The organism is Deinococcus roseus, from assembly GCF_014646895.1.
GTDB lineage: Bacteria > Deinococcota > Deinococci > Deinococcales > Deinococcaceae > Deinococcus_C > Deinococcus_C roseus.
On sequence record NZ_BMOD01000013.1, the window covers coordinates 61,123 to 80,693 of the forward strand.

Sequence of the window (19,571 nt, forward strand, 5' to 3'; positions counted from 1 at the left end):
ATGCGGGCCGAAGACGCACAGAAAACCCTGAAGGAACTGCAGATCAAATGGAAAGATGGGTACAAAGATCGTGCAGCAAAAGCCCCTGAAACGGCCAGAACGTTTGCCCTGGGCTTGCATGAACTGGACACCCTGAGCTCTTACCACCAACCCGAGAAACACCAGAACCTGCAAAAACAGTTGCAGCAAACCCTGCAGAACATGGTGGAAGCAGAGCGCCTGCAGGTGTTTCAGGTGCTGTTCCCCCGTTTTGCAGCACAGGTTGAAGCCACCTGGCAGTTGCTGGACACCCTGCCCTACCAGCTGGGTTACAGCCGCAAATCTTTTCGGGTGACAAACCACATCATCCAGTTCCAGAAAAAATGGCAGTGGATGCTGGACCTGTGGCAACTCACCCGCCACTACGATCAGGATTTGTCCTGGATGGTCGCCTGGGCAGGACACCTCAGCAGTTACCACGGGGACACCCTGGGGTACCTGCTTGCTGCTGCCATCAACCAGGGGGATCAAGAGGTCCTGCAGATTCTCAAGGACACTGCAGCCTCTGAACACGAAGTGGGTCTGATGGGCAGGCATGTGACCCGTGCCCTGCTGAGCAGCAACAATCCAGAGGCCTGGATTTTCACTGAAAAACTGCTGCTGGCTGCACAGAAGCAGGAGGGCCTCCGGCAGGTGGTGCTGGAAACCGTGGATGAAGCCCACCCAGAAGCTTTCCTGCGCATGGTGAAACTGATCCTTGCAGAAGATTTGCTGCGCTTCTCTGCCGTGATGCGGGCTGTTGCCGTGTGGCTGGGGCTTCACGGGGATGTCACCGAACGCAAAATGCTGGAAACCCAGCTGAGCACTTTCCTGAACCTGCTGGAAGACCCCGAAGCCCTGCAAAATGCCCTGCAGAAGGGCAACGGTCAGCAACTCTACATGGCCCTGATGGTGGTGGGCTTCAGAGATGCCCGTGAAGTGCTGCGTCTGGGCCAGGACCTGCTGCAGGATCCCGATGTGGAAAGGCGTTACGCTGCTGCACAGGTGATGCAGAGCACAGGCCTGCCCGAATTCGCAGAACACCTTTTGACCCTGATGCGGGACAGCGACCTCCGGGTGGCCTCGCTGGGCATTTCCCAGCAGTTTGCCCGCCAGGAGACCCCAGAAGCCCTTTTCATGGAACTGGTGAACCTCGGGGAAAAGCTGCCCAAAGAAGGAAAACTGGAGCCGCTGGTGTGGCCCTGGCTGGGCTGGATTTCTCCACGCAGTGCAGTGTTCAATCTGTTGCCGCAAGCCCTGGGCCAGCGCCCGAAGTCTGATCTGCTGCCTTACTTTGCCAGCATGGGTTCGTGGCAGCATGGTCAGGTGCTGCGGGATCTGGGCAAATCCAGACTGCAAGCAGGCCCCCTCAGGGAACATCTGGTGCAATCGCTGGGACACACCGACGAGCACATTCGGCGGTGCGCCTTTGAAGCCCTGGAAAAACAGAGCCTGTTTGAAGAAGAAATTCAGTCCCTGGAAAATTTGTTCTCCCGCAAAGGTGCAGATGTGCGGCAGAAAGCCAGCCAGTTGCTGCTGAAACAGCCCACCTCTGGACAGGTGGCCTCGGTCAGGCGGCTGACCACCCAGAAGAAAACCGATGTGCGGCTGGCCGGGCTGGACCTACTGGGTCAAATGGTCAAAGAAAAATCCAGTGAACCGGAAGTGCAGGGCGTGCTGGGTGAAGTGCTGGAGACCTTTGCTCCCAAAAATGCCAACGAAGCCCAGCTTTATGAAGGATTGCGTCTGCCAGATGAGCAACTGACCCTGCAAAACGGTCTGGGGTTGTTCGATCCGCAGCAGCTTTCCAGGTTCACCCTTCCCCAATTTGTGCAGCGCAATTACCAGCGTCTGGAAATGGTGCAGTGGCTGAAAGAACTGGACCGTCTGATCTTTTCCCATGCAGACACCGAAATTCACCTGAAAATACACAACGGAGAAATGCAGACTTTCCTGCTGGGAAACCTCATTGAGCACCCCCACAGTTACCGTCTGGACCAGCAGGAAACCTTCCCACTGGCAGAGGTGTGGCAGAAGTGGTGGGCCGCCCGTCCCGATCCACAACCCCACGATCTGGAGCAACTGAAATGGATCCAGGAGGTGAAAACCAGACAGCGTTTCGGGGAAGAGGCCAGACATGTCCTGCTGCCAGACCTCAAACTGCCTGCGCTGAAGTCCCAGAACCTGATTCTGGAAATCCTGGAGTTCCTGAAAGGTGAAACCCTTCCTGCAGAGGCTGTGGATTTCCTGCTGGACCTGCAAGAAAGTGAACTCAGTTTGCTGGATCCCCTGCTGGTGCCCAAAAAAGAAACCTACGGCGGCCTGCAGGATCCCAGGCCTTATTCCAGGGAGCTTTACCTGCTGCACCAGAACCCAACCCCGGACCAGGTGAAGCGCCTGTGGAACCTGGAGCTGTACAGCAACCGTGGTTTTGCCCACCTGCCAAAACTCCGGCCTGAGCTTCCCCTGGTGCTGAAAGCCTGGGAGCATGGCTTTGCTTCTGAACACGATGTGCTGGACCACCTGATCGGACCCAGGGAAGACAACAACCAGTACGGCTGGAACCCCGGTTTCCGTGACCTTGCCGCCCTGACCGCCAGAAACTTCAAAGACCAGCCTGCCCCTGAGCTTCTGGAACTCGTGGAACGCATCCGAAGCCGGATTCTGCAAATCGAATTGCATCGGGCAGATTTGCCCACCGCTGCCAGTTTGCCCGCCAGTCAATTGCGCTCGGTGCAGGGCATGGACCTGACCCTGAAGTTGCTGAAAGGTCTGGGCAAGGAAACCATGACCCGTGGCCACGTGCAGAACACCGAAAGCAAAACCGCGGTGTACAGCCACCTGATCCGGGTGTCTTTCCCGGCACCCCAGGACACCCCAGAAGGGTTTTCTGCGCTGGCAAAAGAACAGGGCCTGAGTGACAGCCGATTGCTGGAACTGGCGGTTTATGCCCCACAGTGGGCCGATCTGGTGGAAAAACACCTGGGCTGGACGGGCCTGACGGCGGCCATTTACTGGCTGCATGCCCACACCAGAGACACCGGATACTTTGTGGACCAGCAGGTGCGGGAAGTGTGGGAGGCCGAAATTGCAGAGCGCACCCCCCTCTCTGCCCAGGACCTGCTGGATGGCGCGGTGGATGTGCAGTGGTTCAAAGCCATGATTGCTGCGCTGGGAGAAAACCATTTTGCAGAGCTGCTGAAAGCCTCCCGGTACCTGTCCAGCACCGGAGCCCAGAAACGGGCAGAGCTTTACGCCAGAGCCATTCTGGGTCAGGCAGATGAACGCGAAATGGTCCAGAGCATCAAGACCAAACGCCACCAGGACAGCGTGCGGGCACTGGGACTTTTGCCTGCACAGCAAGAAGGGGTGGTGCTGCAGCGCTACCGCATCCTGCAGGCTTTCCTGAAAGAGAGCAAGCAATTCGGGGCCATGAAACAGGCCAGTGAACAGCTCGCTTCCCGCATCGGGCTGCACAACCTGGCCAGAAGTGCAGGTTTTGCCGACCCCGAGCGCCTGATGTGGCAGATGGAAACGCTGGAGGTGCAAAACCTCAACGGTCAGCAGGTCACCCTGGACACAGTGACCCTCACCCTCAGGGTGGATGAAGAAGGCACCCCCCACATTGACATCCAGAAGGCCGGGAAACCCCTCAAGAACATTCCTCCGGCCCTGCGTAAAAACCCTGAAGTGGTGGAATTGCTGCAAAGCAAGCAACATCTGGAGCAGCAGAAATCCCGCATGCGGGAGGCCTTCGAGCAGGCCATGGTGCGCGGGGACCACTTTTCTTTGAAAGAAGTGCAGACGCTGTTCACCCATCCGGTGGTCCGGCCCATGCTGCAAAACCTGCTGTGGGTGCAGGGCGAGCAGAAGCTGGGTTTCTCAGATGGCAGCGTCCTGAACACCCTGGATGGCAGTTCCCCCCTCACCGACGAAGGGTACCGCATTGCCCATGCCCATGACCTGCTCACCTCGGGTCAGTGGCGGGAATGGCAGCAGCACTGCTTTGAAAAGCAGATCCAGCAGCCTTTCAAGCAGATCTTCCGGGAATACTACCTGCCCACCGCGCAGGAACTGGAAGGAACCAGCAGCAAACGTTACGAGGGTCAGCAACTCAATCCCAGACAGGCCCTGGCCCTTTTGAAGACCCGCAACTGGGTCACGGTGCCTGAAGAAGGGGCCAGAAAAACCTTCCACAGTGAGGGGCTGAACGTGTGGCTTTACTTCCAGGAAGGCTTTTACACGCCTCTGGACATTGAAGGGCTCACGGTTTCACAGGTGGTCTTCACCGAACGGGGCAAGTGGGAACCCCTGCCCATTTCCAGCGTCCCACCACGCATTTTCAGCGAAGTCATGCGGGATGTGGATTTGATTGTCAGTGTGGCACATGTGGGTGGCGTGGACCCCGAAGCCAGCCAATCCACCGTGGAGATGCGCAGTCGCCTGATCCAGGAAACCCTCAGGCTGCTGAAGATCGACAATGTGCAACTGAAAGCAGTCCACGCCCTGATTCAGGGACATCACGCAGATTACTCGGTGCATCTGGGCTCAGGCACCGTGCACCGCCACCCAGGAGGAGCCCTCTGCATCCTTCCGGTGCATTCCCAGCACCGCGGACGCATTTTCCTGCCCTTTGCAGACAACGACCCCAAAACCGCCGAGGTGATCTCCAAGGTGCTGCTGCTGGCAAAAGACCGCCAGATTCAGGATCCCAGCATTCTGGAACAGCTCACCTGAGACAGCAGACCCCAAAAAAAACAAAAAAAACAAAAACCAGCCCATAAAAAGACCACAGCATGCTGTGGTCTTTTTATGGGCTGGTTTTCATTCCGCTGTCTTCCCGCTGTCTTCCCTCAGGCCTGGGCAGCCTGGGACCTCAGTGAGACCGTCCAGCGGGCAGGTTTCAGTTTGCGCCATGACCTTGAAGCTGAACGGTTCGGCCAGCGCCAATGGCAAGGCTTATGCACTGGTGGTCAGCGATGCCATCACCAACACCTACCAGGGTGACACCAGAACCGACCAGACGAAACAACCCGGTTGCTCCGGGCTGTTTTGCTGTTTGGCTGTCTTAACCGTTCTGCAGGGCCTGCCAGTCTTCCAGAGAAATGACCCCCACATCGGGTCGGGCCTTCCCTTCCAGCATGGTGATGAATTCCAGAGAGTGCCCGTCCGGGTCGCGGAAATACAGGGCCAGGGCGGGCATCCAGCCGAAGACCATCGGGCGGTCTGTGCCGTCACCCAGGAAGTTGTAGCCCTGCAGGCCTTTGTCTTTCAGGTATGAGGCGGCTTTCTCCAGCCCTTCCAGGGTGGAACGGAAAGCGAAATGCTGCCTTGCCACTTCTGCAGGAGGGGTTTCCCACAAACCCAGCATGGACTCTCCCCTCCCTCCCATCCAGTAAAACGCGATGCGACGCTGTTCTTCCAGGTGGGCCAGCTCCAGACCCAGCACCTCTCCGTAAAACTGCATGGAGGTTTCCAGCTGGCTGACGTTGATGTGGGTTTCAAACAGACCTGTGATGATGGGATGCCGGGTCATGGGTGCCTCCGTTGGGTTTTCACCAAGATAGCATGAGGCAGAAAGCAGAGGGCCACCTTCTGGCTCCATCTCACAGACAGCAAAAGGGAGAGGATCTGCAGGTTTTGATCACACCTGCAACCTTTCATCCGTCTTCGCATGTCATTTCAGTCAGGGATGTTCAAAATTTGTTCAGTATTGTTCCAAAAACAATTTTACTCCAATAGCCACCCTATGGAGTGGATTCAGTATGCGGTCCGCAAAATAGACATGCCCTGGAGGCTATTTCAAGAGATTTTTCCCGAAGATCCTGAACAAAACGCAAATGTTCCCAAATTGTTCTTCATTCTTCAAGCTTCCAGCCGGTCCTCAGGGAATAGACAAACAGGCCTCACATGTGCAACACTATGAACAACATCTGAACACACAAAAGTCCGCTCTCAGACTTGCAGGACGCTGCTCAACTTGTGACCATCGACACCAAGCGGCGTCTGACCTGCTGCCTTGCACCTTCTTCTCAGGAGCCATCATGCACATCACCACCCTCAAAGCAGGCGTCCCCTTCAACCGCGAAACCCTCTGGTCTCTGCTCGCCCAGGTCAAACACTGGGCCACCTGGGACCCCGACATTGAGGATGTCAAAATGACTGGTCCTTTCAAGCAGGGGGCAAAGGGCAGCATCCTCTTCAAAGATGGCAGCAAGCAGAATTTCTGCATCGTGAAACTTCAGCCCCTGGAAAGCCTGGTGCTCTCTGTGACCTACCAGCATGGCACTGAATTGCTGGTCAAATGGGACCTTTCTGTGCAGGACAGCCTCACGGTGGTTGAGCAGGATGTGACCCTGTCTGGAGCTGTTCTCAGCAAAATGCTGGTGCGAAACCACAAAGACCAGCTGAAAAACCGGGCCGCCGTGCGCATGCGAAAAATGTTTGATGTTGCTCAGGGCACCCAGCCCCAGCGCCAGGGGCCTCTGTCAGGCAGGTCCCAGCCGACCAATTGACCCCTGCAGATTGAACTCAGGCAACTGCAGCAACGGGCCAGCTCACAGCCTGTTCAGCAGCAAGAAATCCAGCTGACTCTGGGTGTGGGCTGCAGCTCCGATCAGAGCAGCGTTTTCCATCAGGTGGCTGGCATACAGTTTGACTTTTGAAGGCACCTGACGGGTCAATTGAGGAGAAAAGCAGCCCCAGGCCCGTGAGATCCCCCCTCCGAACACCACAGCATCCGGCGAGAAACGCTGCACCCATTCGGAGACAATGCTGCCCAGGTGGGTGCCGAATTGACGGAAGACCTGCTGGGCAGCATCGTCTCCCTGTTCGGCGCGGCGGGCGATTTCAGCAGGGCTGATGCGCTCTCCGCCCCAGCGCCAGTAATCGGCCTTGAGCCTGCCCGTGGACACGTAATCTTCTGCGGTGGCGTCCAGGTAGGGTTCCCAGCCAATCTGGCCTTCGCGGGCAATGCCCATTCCACCCGCCAGCACATGGCGGTCGATCACAAAACCGCTGCCCAGTCCGGTGCCCAGTGTGATGCCCAGCACCCGACCATCTCGCTTTGCAAAACCCGCAACTGCTTCCCCAAGCGTGAAGGCTGCAGCATCGTTGAGGTAATGCAGCGGTAAATCTGCCAGGGGAGTGCCTGCCCAGCGTTGACGCAATTCCTCCGTCACTTGCACACCGTTCAGGGAACGAAATTTTCCCGTAAAGCGGGCTTCTGAAGTCTGGTAATCAAAAGGCCCCGGCATGCCCACCCCGATGCCCTGCACCTGCAAATTGCAGTGTTGCCAGGCTTGCACTGCCACCTGCGCCCAGGCGTCCAGCAGCCGATCTGCAGCGTGGTCTTCGTGCAACTCAAACCGCACCGGAGGGGTGAGCAGCACAGAGCCATGGGGTGCCTGCACCACACTGGCGGTCACGTGGCTTCCGCCCACATCCAGGCTGAGGGTGGGCTGACAGAAGAAGTTTGTCACAGGTGGTCCTTTCTGCTGCCCGCTGTTTGCAGGGCGCTCTGGGCATACAGGTCTGTAGGCACCTCGTCCCAGTCTCCAAGCTGCAGGGATTTCAGCACGAAATCTGCGAACAGGCTGTTGGCCCAGGCAAACCAGGGGCGGGTGAAATGGTGGGGGTCTTCGGGGTGCACACCCTCATGCATGAATCCGGTGCCTGCAGTGGTGCTGACCAGTTGCCGGATCAAAGCCAGGCGTTCCTGGCGGTCCAGTGAGGTCAGACCCTGCATGCTTAGTGCAATGGGCCAGACCAGACCTCCGGGGGTGTGGGGGCTGCCAATCCCCTGCAAGAAACGCCCCTGAAAATAAAACGGGTTGTGCTTGCTGAGGATGAAACGGCGGGTGTTCAGGTAGATGGGATCGTCCGCAGGGCAGTATCCCAGGTAGGGCAGGGACAGCAAACTGGGCACGTTGGCATCGTCCATGAAAAGCTGGTTTCCCAGACCATCTGCCTCGTAAGCGTAGATTTTGCCAAATTCAGGGTGCTGGAAGGTGCCGTACTCACGGATGCCTTGCTGAATGTCATGCATCAGGCTGCGGGCCTCAAAGGCCAGATTTTCGTCCTGGTAGACCTCCTCTGCCCACTGCACCACCTGCCCCAGAGACACCCAGGCAAACATGTTGGCCGGAATCAGGTAATGGTGGGTGCAGGCATCGTCGCTGGGACGGAACCCCGACCAGACCATGCCCGTGTAGGCGGTGGGGCTTCCCAGGCCTTCCCTTTCCAGCGTGTCTGAGGGGAGCAAGGGATCGGGGCGCTCGAAACGGTAAGGGGACTCCTCTTCGTGGTGCTGCTCGGTGCGCATGGTGTGCAAAACCACATCCAGCATCTGGCGGAAATCGCCCAGCAGCACAGAACGGTCTCCGGTGAGGGTCCAGTACTGGTGGGCCAGCCGGATGGGGTAGCACAGGGAATCCAGCTCGAATTTGCGTTCCCACACCCATGGGCTGGGTTCAGGACGGTCCTGTTTGTGACCGGGGCCACTGGGGTTCTGGTTGAAGGCATTGGCGTAGGGGTCCAGCAGCAAGCATTGCGCCTGCCGAACGATCAGGCCCCGGATGATCTCGCGGATCTGGGGATGGTCCTGCACCAGGGGCAAATACGGGCTGACCTGGGCGGCAGAATCCCTGAGCCACATGGCGGGAATGTCTCCGGTGATCACAAAGGTGCTGCCATCTGCACAGCTCTGGATGGTGGTGTCGAAGGTGTTGGGGTAGCAGTTCTGGAAAGCTTCGGCCACCTGGGGGTGGGAGGTGAGCTGTCCGGTCACCTCACGGATCACGGCTTGCAGGACTGGGTGGTGGGACATGGTGGGTTCCTCGCTTTGCAGGGCAGTGAAAATGGAGGGGGCTGGCTGTCAGGTGGCCAGCCCCCTGCAAGGGTCAGTGGCTCTTCTGAATGAGGGTGTTGATGTCTGCGGCCATTTTGTCCAGACCGTTCTGGATGTCCACATTGCCAGAGATGATGTCGTTGTAGACGGCCCCGATCACGTCGTTGGCCTTGCCGGACCATGCCGGAGCCAGGAAGCGCACCCCGACCTTGCTCTGGGCACGGACCATCGCATCCACCGAACTGGCCAGGGAGGACACCCCAGCAGCTTTGAGTTTGTCGTAGTAGGGCTTGGAGGCCGGAACGTAGGCGGCAGGGGCCACAGGCGCATCAACAAGCACTTTTTCCCAGGCTTTGGTGTCCAGGTACTTGAGCACCTTCCAGACGGCATCGGGGTTCTTGATGTAACTGGGACTGGCGATGCCCACTGCGTCCAGAATGTGCACCTTGTTCTTCACGATGGGCATGGGCGCAAAGCCCCATTTGAAATTGGGTTTGCTGTCCAGGAAACCGGATGCCAGCCACTGTCCTGCGCCCAGCATGGGAATCTTGCCAGACAGGAACACCTCGGTCATGCCATCTGATGGGTAGGTGCGGGGCGTCACGATGCCGTCTTTGATGGCGGCAGACCACATTTTTGCCCCTTCCACCATCTGCGGGGTGATGGTGACTTTGCTGGTGTTCAGGATGCGGTCTGCCAGGGCCACCCCTCCTGCAGAAAGGGAATACTGGCTGAGGGTTTCAATGCCGTTCAACGGTCCGTACACCCCGTAACGCACGGTGCGGTTGCCGTCCTTGACGGTCAGTTTGCGGGCGGCATCGAAGAACTCCCTGTAGGTCCAGTTGGCTTTTGGCAGCGGCACTCCGGCCTGTTTGAAGAGGTCTGCATTGTAGAAGTAACCGTAGGTGTTCATCAGGCTGGGAAGGCCATAAAGTTTGCCGTCCAGCTTGTAATTGTCAATGGAGCCAGGGGCAAAACGGGCCATCAGGGCTTTCTCTTTGGCAGCGTATTTGCTCCAGTCGAAGAGGATCCCCTGACGGGCGTAATCCAGCACCTGATCGTTCCCGACCCAGAACAGATCCGGGAGTTTTTTGGCCTGGATCAGACCGTTGCGGGCCTGGTCGTAGCCCCCTGCGGGCACATTGACCAGTTCCACATCAATGTCTGGGTTCTGTTTTTCAAAGTCTGACAGGGCATTCATGATGCTCTGATTGGTGCTGTTGCCTTCCCAGGTCATGATGGTGACCTTTGTTTTGCTCTGGGCAAATGCGCTGGTGGTCAGCAAAACAAGGGTGAGGGCAGAAAGGGCTTGCAGGGTGCGGGGGGTTTTCATGGTTTCTCTCCTTTAAAGAGGGGCATGTGAGGGGGTGAATTGGGCCGTAAGGGTCCCATCCTGCAGATTCAGCAGGAACATCAGGGGATGGAAAGTTTTGTCAGCGCTTACTTGCTGGAACGGGAACTGAGTGCACCCATCCCGGCCATGAAGTGGTTCTGGGCCACGAAGAACACCACCAGAGAAGGCAGCATGTACAGCAAATTGGTCGCCATGAACTCATTCCAGCGGGTGGCGGCCACCCCGGCAAACCCACCAGCAAAAGACGCCATGCCCACGGACAGGGGCCATTTCTCGGGCGAGAAGGGCAGGTAGATCAGGGGGTTGAGGTAATCGTTCCAGGAGCCCTGGAAGGCATACACACACATGGCAATCCACACCGGACGGGTCAGGGGCACCATGATGCGGGTGAAGATGATCCAGTGGTTTGCACCGTCCATTCTTGCAGCCTCATCAATGGAAAGGGGGATGGAAAAGTAGTACTGGTAAGCCAGAAAAATGAAGAAGGGATTGCCCAGAAAGGCAGGGACAATCAGCGGCCACCAGGTCTGGTACCAGCCAATGGACAGAAACAGTTTGAACAGGGGCACGGTGGTGACAATCGCAGGAAGCATCATGCTGCCAATGAAGATGTAAAACCACACCTTGCGGCCCGGAAAGCGGATGCGGGACAGACCATAGGCAATCACCATCGAGGAGAACACGCTGCCCACCACATTCAAAACCGCCAGAATGCTGGAATTCAGGAACAATTTGCCAAAGTTGATGGCTTTGAACCCGTTGATGAAGTTCTCCCAGTGGAATTCTTCGGGCCAGAGTCTGGGGGGAATCTGGTAGATGGCACTGTTGCTCTTTAAAGCCGTGGTGATCATCCAGAACAGCGGGAACAGCATGGTCAGGCAAACAAGGAGCAGCAGCACAACGCTGAAAACATGGGCGGGGGTCCAGGTGCGGCTTCTCTGGCTGGATTTCTGGCCAGGACGGGTGGGGGTCAACTGGGACATGGGCATCCTCTCCTGAAATCAGTTCTCGTTCTCTGCGAACACGAAGGTGCTGGAAAAACGGAACACCAGCACGGTGAGGGCCACAATCAGGAGCAGCAGCACCCAGCACTGGGCCGTCGCCAGACCGAACTGCTGGTTTTCGAAGGCATTGACGTAAATGTCGTACATCAGGAAGTTGGTGCTGAGGTTGGGACCACCCCGCGTGAGGATTTGCGCCTGGGAGAAGGCCTGCAGCGCGGAGATCATTCCGGTGATCAGTTGCATGAAGAGGATGGGGCTCATCATGGGCATGGTGATTTTCAGCAGGGTGGTGGTGGGATTTGCACCGTCCAGCGTGGCAGCTTCATACAGCTCTTTTGGAACGGCTTGCAATCCGGCCAGGAAAATCACCATGCTTCCACCCGCACCCCACAACCCAATCAGGACCAGCGAAGGCAGGGCGAGGTTCACATCTCCCAGCCACAACCGGGTGGGCAGGTGCAGGAAACCCAGCATCTGGTTGGCCAGACCGAAATCGGGGTTGTAGATGAACTTCCAGAGGGTCAGGCTGGCCACAGCAGGCAAGACCACGGGCAGATAGAGCACCGTGCGAATCATGCGAATGCCTGGCAAGTTGCGGTTGACCAGCACGGCCAGCAAAAGTCCAATCAAAAGCCCAGAGGGCACGCTCAGCACCATGAAAAGCCCCGTGGCTTTCAAAGAAGGCCAGAAGGAAGGGTCGTCCTGAAACAGATAACGGAAGTTCTCGAAGCCAATGAAGCGCGGCTCGGTGGCCCCGTTCCACTCGGTGAGGGCGTAATACCCGGAGGTGACGAGTGGATAGGCCACAAAAAGCAGGAAGCCCAGAATGCCCGGCAGGATGAACAAATACCCGAGCCAGCTGTCCTGACTGGGGGATTTTCGGGCGGTGAGGGGGGCCAGGGTGGGACCATCGAGGTCAGAGGGCCGGGCTTTTTTGGTCACGGCAAAGGCTCCTTTCAGGGGCAAATCAGGGCAAAGCGGCAGGACTGCAGGGGATGCCCGTGCTCTGGCTTTTGAAGGCAGGTTCAGGGCTTGCACCCGGCAGGGTACAGCAATGGCTTGTTCATGACAGCGTTGTCGTCACTATAAGTCTGTTTTCAAAGGTTTGTCAAGGGATCCCACAAAGTTGGATCCGGTTCAGAGCAAAAGCTCCGTTTTGACAGAAGAAAAGCAAGTCAGGTGTCCCAGAAATGTTTTTTGAGGTTTCTTCTCTGCAGTTCGCCCTGCTCCCTCATCCATCGAAAGGATTCTCTGCGTGCGGCCGATCTGCACAGTCTGACACACCGTTCTTGCGCTCCTGCAAGGCATTTCCCTTGACAGCAGCCCGCCAAAAGCTTAGCATCATGACAACGTAAGACTTCCAGAAGGAGCCTTCCCACCGTGACCCGAAAGCGCGTCTCCATCCCCACCCCTGCCCCTGAGCCCACACCAGCCCCCTCCATTCCCCGCAAACCCACCATGCAGGACGTGGCAAATGTGGCCGGGGTCAGCCTGAAGACCGTCTCACGGGTGGTCAACAACGAACCCAATGTGGAAAGCGCCACTGCAGCAAGGGTGCAGGCCGCCATCCAGGAAATGGGCTTCCGGCGCAACGAAATTGCCCGCAGCCTGCGCCCCGGACAGACCACCTCCACCCTGGGCCTGGTCACCGAAGACATCAGCAACCCCTTTTATTCCAGCCTGGCCCGCGGCATCGAAGAAGTGGCGAGAGGGCGCGGATGTCTGGTCATCGCAGGCAGCAGTGAAGAAGACGCCCTCAGGGAAAAAGAATTGGTCAACACCCTGCTGCAACGCAGCGTGGACGGTCTGCTGGTGGTGCCTGCCGCCGGAGACCACACCTACCTGAATGCCCAGCGCATCAGCGAACCGGTGGTTTTCATGGACCGCCCCCCGGAAGGCATCCAGGCCGACATGGTGCTGCTGGACAACCGGGGAGGCGCTTATCAAGCCGTGGAACACCTGATTGCCAGAGGCCACAGCAGAATCGCCTTTGTGGACGGCCACCCTTACGTGCACACCGGACTGGAGCGCATGAACGGCTACCGTCAGGCCCTGGCCGCTGCAAACATCACTTATGACCGTTCGCTGGTGGTGGTGGGGTGCCATGACCCCCAGCAGGCAGAACAGGCCACCCTGAACCTCTTGAAGCTTCCCAACCCTCCCACAGCGATTTTTGCCACCAACAACCGCCTGAGCATCGGGGTCCTGAAAGGCCTCACCAGCAGCGGAAAATGGCTGGACCTCGCAGGCTTCGACGATTTTGAACTCGCAGACATGCTCCCCTTCGAGGTCACGGTGGTGCGCTACGACACCATCCAGATGGGAAGGGTGGCCGCAGAAATGCTTTTTGCCCGCCTGGACGGTGACACCAGCCCACCCCAGACCCGCATCATCGAGGTGGAAGTGGTGGTCCGGGGGCCTGGACGGGTGGGGTTGCCTTCGGGGTATTGACGCCCCTGCATTTTTGCAGTACTGTTCTGACATCGCTGTCATAAGAACCAGCCAGACCGACCTGTGTCCTGATTTCCTTTCAGGATGGCCTTAACTGGTTTCATTCCCTCAAATTTCTGGATTTCTGTTGTCTTTTCTTCCTGGAAAGACAGTCCTGTGCTGTCTGTGTGGCTTCTGTGTGCAGGCTGTCTGCTGGCCCTTCTCGCAGTTCTTTTGAACTGACTTTCTGATTGGAGATTTTCATGAAACACCGACTGGGTTTTTCCGTTCTGCTGCTCACTTCCCTGCTCAGTGCCTGTGCCCAGACCAGCACTCCAGGCCCGGAATCCCTGCCCCAGGGCGTGGCTGAAGACCGGGACCTTGCCTCTACCAATGCCCTGTTGTCCTACTTTGATCCCCTCACCGGGGTGTGGATTGCGCCCAGCGGGGAATCCTGGCAGCCTGCGGTGGGTCTGGACAGCATCATCAACACCTACGAGCGCACCCGCGACCTGAAGTTCCTCAACGTGATCGAGAAATCCTTCTGGCGTTACCAGGGTCGGCGTTCGGATTACTACGACGACAACGGCTGGTACCTCAACACCTGGCTGCGGGCCTATGACGTGACCGGGGACCCCAAGTACCTGCAGGAAGCAAAAAACCTCTTCGATGTGAACAAAGCAGGCTGGGACAGCGTGTGCGGAGGGGGCATCTACTGGACCAATGCCAGACAGAACAAGAATGCCATCACCAACGAACTGTTTTTGCTGTCTGCGGCCAAACTGCACCGCAGGGCAGGCAACGGAACGGGAGCAGGCAGCTATTACGACTGGGCCATGAAAACCTGGAACTGGTTCAAGAACAGCGGGATGATCAACAGCCAGAACCGCATCAACGATGGCCTGAACGCGTCCTGCCAGAACGACCAGGGCCTGACCTGGACTTACAACCAGGGGGTGATTCTGGGTGCGCTGGTCGAACTGTACCGCTTTGCCGGAGACCGCCAGTACCTCTCTGCAGCAGAAAAAATTGCCACGGGCACCATCCAGAATCAGGTGTACCCCGGAAACATCCTCAAAGAAGCCGCCTGTGAAACCAGCAGTTGCCCCGGGGCAGACCACCTGATCTTCAAGGGGATGTTTGCGCAAGGGCTGGTGCGTCTGGTGCAGGCAGACCCCAAAAACCCACCCCAGCAGGGCTTCCTGACCTTCCTGAACACCAATGCCAATTCGGTGTGGACGACTTCCAGAGACAGCAACAACGGGCTGGGGTTCATCTGGAAAGGTCCAGTGGGCACGGTGAATCAGGCCACCCAGTCTGCAGCTTCTTTGCTGCTCAGCGGCATTGCCCTGCTGAACAACGGCGGTGAGGCCACCACCCCTCCTGCCACCACAGGCACCCTCTACGAAGCTGAAAAGGCCACCCTGCACAACATTCCCACCGAAAGCTCCTCTGCTGGATACACCGGCACAGGGTATGTGGCAGGGTGGAACCATGACGGGCAATGGCTGGATTTCCATGTAAATGCGCCTGCTGCAAAGCGTTACACCCTCACTTTCCGTTATGCCACAGGTGCAGGGGATGCCGTGCGTTACCTGTACGTGAACGGTCAGGGACGGGCCAACAATTTGCTGTTCACGGGAACCAGAGGCTGGGACAGGTGGAGCACCGTCAGTTTCAGTGTGCCTTTAAATGCCGGAGACAACACCATCTCGCTGATTTTTGACGGCTCCAAAGCCAGCGACAATTACCTCAATCTGGACTCACTGCAGGTGAAATGAAACATGACCCGGACCTCAAATTTGACCCAGCAAGCCGAAGCTGCCCAGCGCACCCTGCAAAGTTTCTGGGATGAAAACACCGGGCTGTACCGCCACCACAGCAACCCGCAAGAAACCACCGATCTCTACCATTACTGGTGGTTCGCGCACACCATTGATGCGCTCATTGACGGGTTTGAACGCAGCCAGAACCCCATTTATTTGCAGCAGGCCGAAAAACTCCATGCAGGCATGCTGCGGCGCACCGGGGCCATCACCAATGATTATTACGACGATATGGAATGGCTTGCTCTGGCCCTGCTCAGGCTGTACAAATACACCCAGAAAGCAGAACACCTGCAGGCTGTAGATGCCCTGTGGCACGACATTCAGCACGGCTGGAACGACCACTGCGGTGGAGGGATTGCCTGGAAGAAAACCCAGCTGGATTACAAAAATGCCCCTGCCAATTTTCCTGCAGCCATTCTGGCTGCCCGATTGTACCGCCTGAAAGGAAATCCTGCAGATCTGGAATTCAGCCGGAAGATCTACCACTGGACCATCCAGAACCTGATGGACCCCCAGACCGGGTGCATCTGGGACGGCCTGAACCGGCAGCAGGATGGCAGCATTGACCGGGGCTGGCTGTTCACCTACAACCAGGGAACGGGCATCGGGGCAGCGCTGGAACTGCACCAGATCACTGGAGACTCTGCCTACCTGCAGGACGCAAAACGCATTGCGGAGGCCAGCCTGGATCTGCAGACCAGTGCAGGCTTTTACCCGGATGAAGGCAACCAGGATGGTGGGCTTTTCAAGGGCATCCTGATCCGGTACCTGACCCTTCTGGCGCTGCACTGCCCGGATGCCCCCTACCGCGATTGGATCTCAGCGCAAACCCGGCATTTCTCCGGGTCTGGACCTTACGGACCGGACTGGGAGCACCCGGATCAACCCGACACCCTCAGCACCCACCTGAGCGGTCTGATGCTGCTGGAAGCTGCGCACAAATTGCGCTGATTTTGTTCGATCTGGGCTTTATTTGATCTCCAAACCTGCTGCTGCCAGACGGCTGGAATTGAGTTTCAGCACCGAATCCCCTGTTGGGTCCACGTATTTCAGGGAAGCAAGGTGCTGGATGGTTCCAGAAGTCTGGTACCGCAGGTGGGGGTTTTCTGCGTTGATGGCCTGCAAAATCACCTCTGCCACGTCTGCTCCGGTCTGGCCCATGCTGCTGAACACCTCTGCGGACCCATTCAGGTAGGCTTCCCTCAGGGCCTGGTAAGGGCTGGTTTGTTCGGGAGAGGTCAGGGCACCTCCGGTCAGTTGACCTCCCACATTGGCCACAAAAGCGGTGTTGACCGGGCCGGGTTCGATCAGGGAGACCCGCACCCCATAAAACTGCATCACGGCAGCGAGGCTTTCCATCATGCCTTCCAGGGCAAATTTTGCTGCGCAGTACGCATCATTGAAAGGTTGACCGATCAGGCCCCCAATGCTGCTCACACTGAGGATGTGGCCCTGACCGCGTTCCCGCATGTGGGGCAAAACCGCCTGGGTGAGCCGGTAAGCCCCAATGAAATTCACGTCAAGCACTTTCATCAGGTCTTCAACTGGGGTTTCTTCTGTGGTGCCCAGGTAGCCTGCCCCGGCGTTGTTGATCAGCACATCCAGCTGGCCATAACGCTGCAGGATGCCATTTACAACTTCTGTGATCTGCTGGGGGTTTTGCACATCCAGTTGCTGCACTTCCAGCGCAAGCCCCTCTGCCTGGGCATGGTCCAGCAGGATCTGCCCTCTGGAGGGGTCGCGCATGGTGGCAATGACTGTCAGTCCTGCGCGGGCCAGCGTGAGGGCGGTGTCCTGTCCGATGCCTGTGGATGTTCCTGTGATCAGTGCGGTTTTCATAAATGCATGGTAGAACCTGGAGTCAACTCCAGGTCAAGCCCTGAACCAGCAAGGTGAATCTGCCAGTGCAAGCACACACCCATGGCAGATGGCTGGGGTGGAAACATGCCTTTTTTGGGGGCTTTTTTCTGCAACCCTTCTGAATCGTGCTAGACTCGCTGTACCATCCAGATTCAAAACCGGCTCCAACACCCTTCCATCGTTTTGACCCCAGTCTCAAGGAGGATCACCATGGACCACCAGCACATGCGCAAAGTCATCCGTCAGGAAAACGAAGAGATGTGGCACGGAAACAATCCAGATGTTTTTCAGGATTCCTCCCACCCGCACCGGGTCACCCACACCCTGACTTTTGGGGATGTGGTGGGCCATGACGCCCACGGACAGCTGGCCCGGACCTTCCAGGAGGCTTTCAGCGAGCACAAGATGAGGATTGACCATCTGGTGGTGGAAGGGGACCATGCTGCCTACCGCATCATTCACCATGCCAGGCACACTGGAACGTTTCTGGGGATTGCCCCAACTGGCAATGAAGTCACGATCTCCATGGCCAACTTTGCACGGTTCGAGGGAGACAAGATTGCAGAGCTGTGGACCATGTGGGACACCCTGACCCTGCTCAAGCAGATTGGTGTTGAGGGACCCCTCGGACCGCGTTGAAGGCGCAAAGCACAGGCACAGACAGCGGATGTTGCAACAACCAGCCACACAGCTCCATTTGTGTGGCTTTTGCTGGTGTGTGCGCGTGCGAGTGTTCCTGGTTCTGTGCTCCTGCCCAGATGTCAAACCCAGCAACTGAAATGCTTTCCTGACCTCTGGACCTGGAGCGCACTCCAGGTTCTACACTTAAAGCATGACCTCCCCTGCCCTCACCCCCATTTTTTTGACCATGCGAGAAGCCGTGGAAGCCTCTGGCCTCTCCGAAGACACCCTGCGCTACTACGAAAAACTGGGGCTGGTGATGCCTGAACGTGACCGTTCCAGCAACCACCGCAGGTATTCCGAGCAGCAAATGCGCTGGCTGAAATTTCTGATCCATTTGCGCAGCACTGGCATGCCCCTGGAAAAAATCCAGCGTTACGTGCAACTGGCCCTTCAAGGGGAAGAAAGTGCCCCTCAACGCAAAGCCATTCTGGAGGAGCATCACCAGCAGATCCAGGAGCAAATTCAGAAACTGCAGCAGTCTTCTGCGGCCATTGAATTGAAATTGCAGCACTACGACGACATCGAACGGGCTTTAAGAAAGGGGGATGTGCAGGAGGTGGTGGGGCGGGAACTGGACTGAGAAAAGCCGAGAGCACAGGGCCAAGGGCAGAGGGCAACCTGTGAAGCTCTGGCTTTGAGCTGGCAGGTGATCAAACCCTTCAAGGCAACATGCTTTTGCCCTGCGCTCTCGGCCCTCGGCCCTCGGCTTCTAAACTTCCAGTGGCACTTCCCGTCCAGAAAGCACAACCACCTGACCGTCCTGCACTGTCCAGTCCAGCAGGATCAAAGCAGGTCCTGCAGGCTCAAAGACTTTCTCGCGTTTTCCAGCCCGGATGAAGCCCGAAGTGGATCCCTCAAAGCTCAGGTTCCCTTCTGCTCCGGTGCGGTTGCACACCACCACAGGAATCCCGGTGTCCAGTGAGCGGCTTTCCCATTCTCCTTCTGGACCATGCAAACCTGGACCCCAAGCAGATGGAGCCAGGATCATCTGTGCCCCCTGGGCCAGCAGTTCCCGGGACACCTTCGAGGTGTAGGCATCGGCGCAGATCAGCACCCCCACTTTGATGTCCTGCACCTCGAACACGGCGGCTTGCTGGCTCCTGGTGGACCAGCCTTCCGATCCGGGCAGCACGTTGTGCTTGCGGGCACTGCCCAGCAGTTCTCCCTGATCGGAAATGGCCAGCACAGCATTGTGCAGCTTGCCAGTGTGCACATCTGCTTCTGCATGGCCCAGAAACAGGTGCACCTGATGTTCTGCAGCAAACTGCATCAGGGTTTTGACCCAGGGATCGGGCTGCACGGTGATCCAGTCGGTGCCGAGGTGGCGGGCAAACTGGTAACCGCAGCTGCTGAGTTCCGGGGTGACGATCCAGTGTGCTCCCAGGTTGGCGGCCTGCTCAAGGGCACGTTCAATGGTGCGCCGGTTGTGCTGCAGATCATCTGGAACAGGGGCCAGATGGCAGAGGGCCATGCGCCGAATTTCAGGGCTGGAAGAGGAAGCAAGGTCAGACATGTGGCTTCCAGCGTACCCAACCCAGCAGCAT

Annotated in this window: 15 protein-coding genes; 7 read left to right on the plus strand and 8 right to left on the minus strand. The window is 57.6% G+C overall.

Features of this window, described 5'->3' with window-relative positions:
- On the plus strand, nucleotides 1-4,755 hold the full coding sequence (locus IEY52_RS15955; RefSeq protein ID WP_189004102.1) for a DUF5724 domain-containing protein: 4,755 nt from the start codon (nucleotides 1-3) through the stop codon (nucleotides 4,753-4,755).
- Between the two features lie 331 nt (nucleotides 4,756-5,086).
- Here IEY52_RS15955 and IEY52_RS15960 read toward each other — a convergent pair whose 3' ends face one another.
- Nucleotides 5,087-5,554, minus strand: a complete 468-nt coding sequence (locus IEY52_RS15960; RefSeq protein ID WP_229684841.1) for a VOC family protein — start codon at nucleotides 5,552-5,554, stop codon at nucleotides 5,087-5,089.
- 508 nt (nucleotides 5,555-6,062) lie between these two features.
- On the opposite strand from IEY52_RS15960, the gene IEY52_RS15965 reads away from it, so the two are divergent.
- Nucleotides 6,063-6,533 carry an SRPBCC family protein gene (locus tag IEY52_RS15965; protein WP_189004104.1) on the plus strand — a complete coding sequence of 157 codons (471 nt, stop codon included), beginning with the start codon at nucleotides 6,063-6,065 and terminating at the stop codon, nucleotides 6,531-6,533.
- 42 nt (nucleotides 6,534-6,575) lie between these two features.
- Here the strand turns inward: IEY52_RS15965 and IEY52_RS15970 are convergent, their stop codons facing one another.
- The 5 genes from IEY52_RS15970 to IEY52_RS15990 form a co-directional block, all read right to left on the minus strand.
- On the minus strand, nucleotides 6,576-7,499 hold the full coding sequence (locus IEY52_RS15970; RefSeq protein WP_189004107.1) for an ROK family protein: 924 nt from the start codon (nucleotides 7,497-7,499) through the stop codon (nucleotides 6,576-6,578).
- Nucleotides 7,496-8,845: a glycoside hydrolase family 125 protein gene (locus IEY52_RS15975; RefSeq protein ID WP_189004109.1), complete on the minus strand. Its 1,350-nt coding sequence runs from the start codon at nucleotides 8,843-8,845 to the stop codon at nucleotides 7,496-7,498. The genes IEY52_RS15970 and IEY52_RS15975 overlap by 4 nt, the downstream gene beginning before the upstream one ends.
- A 73-nt stretch (nucleotides 8,846-8,918) precedes the next feature.
- Nucleotides 8,919-10,199 (minus strand): ABC transporter substrate-binding protein, encoded by a 1,281-nt coding sequence (locus tag IEY52_RS15980; protein WP_189004111.1) that lies wholly within the window; start codon nucleotides 10,197-10,199, stop codon nucleotides 8,919-8,921.
- A gap of 107 nt (nucleotides 10,200-10,306) precedes the next feature.
- Entirely contained in the window at nucleotides 10,307-11,203 is an 897-nt protein-coding gene (locus tag IEY52_RS15985) for a carbohydrate ABC transporter permease (RefSeq protein WP_229684842.1), read from the minus strand.
- Nucleotides 11,204-11,221: 18 nt separating this feature from the next.
- Nucleotides 11,222-12,166: a carbohydrate ABC transporter permease gene (locus IEY52_RS15990; protein WP_229684843.1), complete on the minus strand. Its 945-nt coding sequence runs from the start codon at nucleotides 12,164-12,166 to the stop codon at nucleotides 11,222-11,224.
- A gap of 438 nt (nucleotides 12,167-12,604) precedes the next feature.
- Here IEY52_RS15990 and IEY52_RS15995 point away from each other — a divergent pair, with 438 nt between their 5' ends.
- The 3 genes from IEY52_RS15995 (at nucleotide 12,605) to IEY52_RS16005 (ending at nucleotide 16,434) form a co-directional block, all read left to right on the plus strand.
- The gene (locus IEY52_RS15995; RefSeq protein WP_229684844.1) at nucleotides 12,605-13,675 is read left to right on the plus strand and encodes a LacI family DNA-binding transcriptional regulator; all 1,071 of its coding nucleotides are present in this window, start codon (nucleotides 12,605-12,607) and stop codon (nucleotides 13,673-13,675) included.
- Between the two features lie 242 nt (nucleotides 13,676-13,917).
- Nucleotides 13,918-15,435 carry a glycoside hydrolase family 76 protein gene (locus IEY52_RS16000; RefSeq protein WP_189004116.1) on the plus strand — a complete coding sequence of 506 codons (1,518 nt, stop codon included), beginning with the start codon at nucleotides 13,918-13,920 and terminating at the stop codon, nucleotides 15,433-15,435.
- 3 nt (nucleotides 15,436-15,438) lie between these two features.
- On the plus strand, nucleotides 15,439-16,434 hold the full coding sequence (locus IEY52_RS16005; RefSeq protein WP_189004119.1) for a glycoside hydrolase family 76 protein: 996 nt from the start codon (nucleotides 15,439-15,441) through the stop codon (nucleotides 16,432-16,434).
- Between the two features lie 18 nt (nucleotides 16,435-16,452).
- Here IEY52_RS16005 and IEY52_RS16010 read toward each other — a convergent pair whose 3' ends face one another.
- Complete coding sequence (locus tag IEY52_RS16010; RefSeq protein WP_189004122.1) at nucleotides 16,453-17,322, minus strand: SDR family oxidoreductase; 870 nt, start codon at nucleotides 17,320-17,322, stop codon at nucleotides 16,453-16,455.
- Nucleotides 17,323-17,553: 231 nt separating this feature from the next.
- Here IEY52_RS16010 and IEY52_RS16015 point away from each other — a divergent pair, with 231 nt between their 5' ends.
- Nucleotides 17,554-17,982, plus strand: a complete 429-nt coding sequence (locus tag IEY52_RS16015) for an ester cyclase (protein ID WP_189004124.1) — start codon at nucleotides 17,554-17,556, stop codon at nucleotides 17,980-17,982.
- A 193-nt stretch (nucleotides 17,983-18,175) separates the two neighbouring features.
- The gene (locus IEY52_RS16020) at nucleotides 18,176-18,607 is read left to right on the plus strand and encodes a MerR family transcriptional regulator (protein ID WP_189004126.1); all 432 of its coding nucleotides are present in this window, start codon (nucleotides 18,176-18,178) and stop codon (nucleotides 18,605-18,607) included.
- A 129-nt stretch (nucleotides 18,608-18,736) separates the two neighbouring features.
- On the opposite strand, the gene IEY52_RS16025 is transcribed toward IEY52_RS16020, so the two are convergent.
- Nucleotides 18,737-19,540, minus strand: a complete 804-nt coding sequence (locus tag IEY52_RS16025; protein WP_189004128.1) for a carbon-nitrogen hydrolase family protein — start codon at nucleotides 19,538-19,540, stop codon at nucleotides 18,737-18,739.
- Nucleotides 19,541-19,571: the final 31 nt, after the last annotated feature.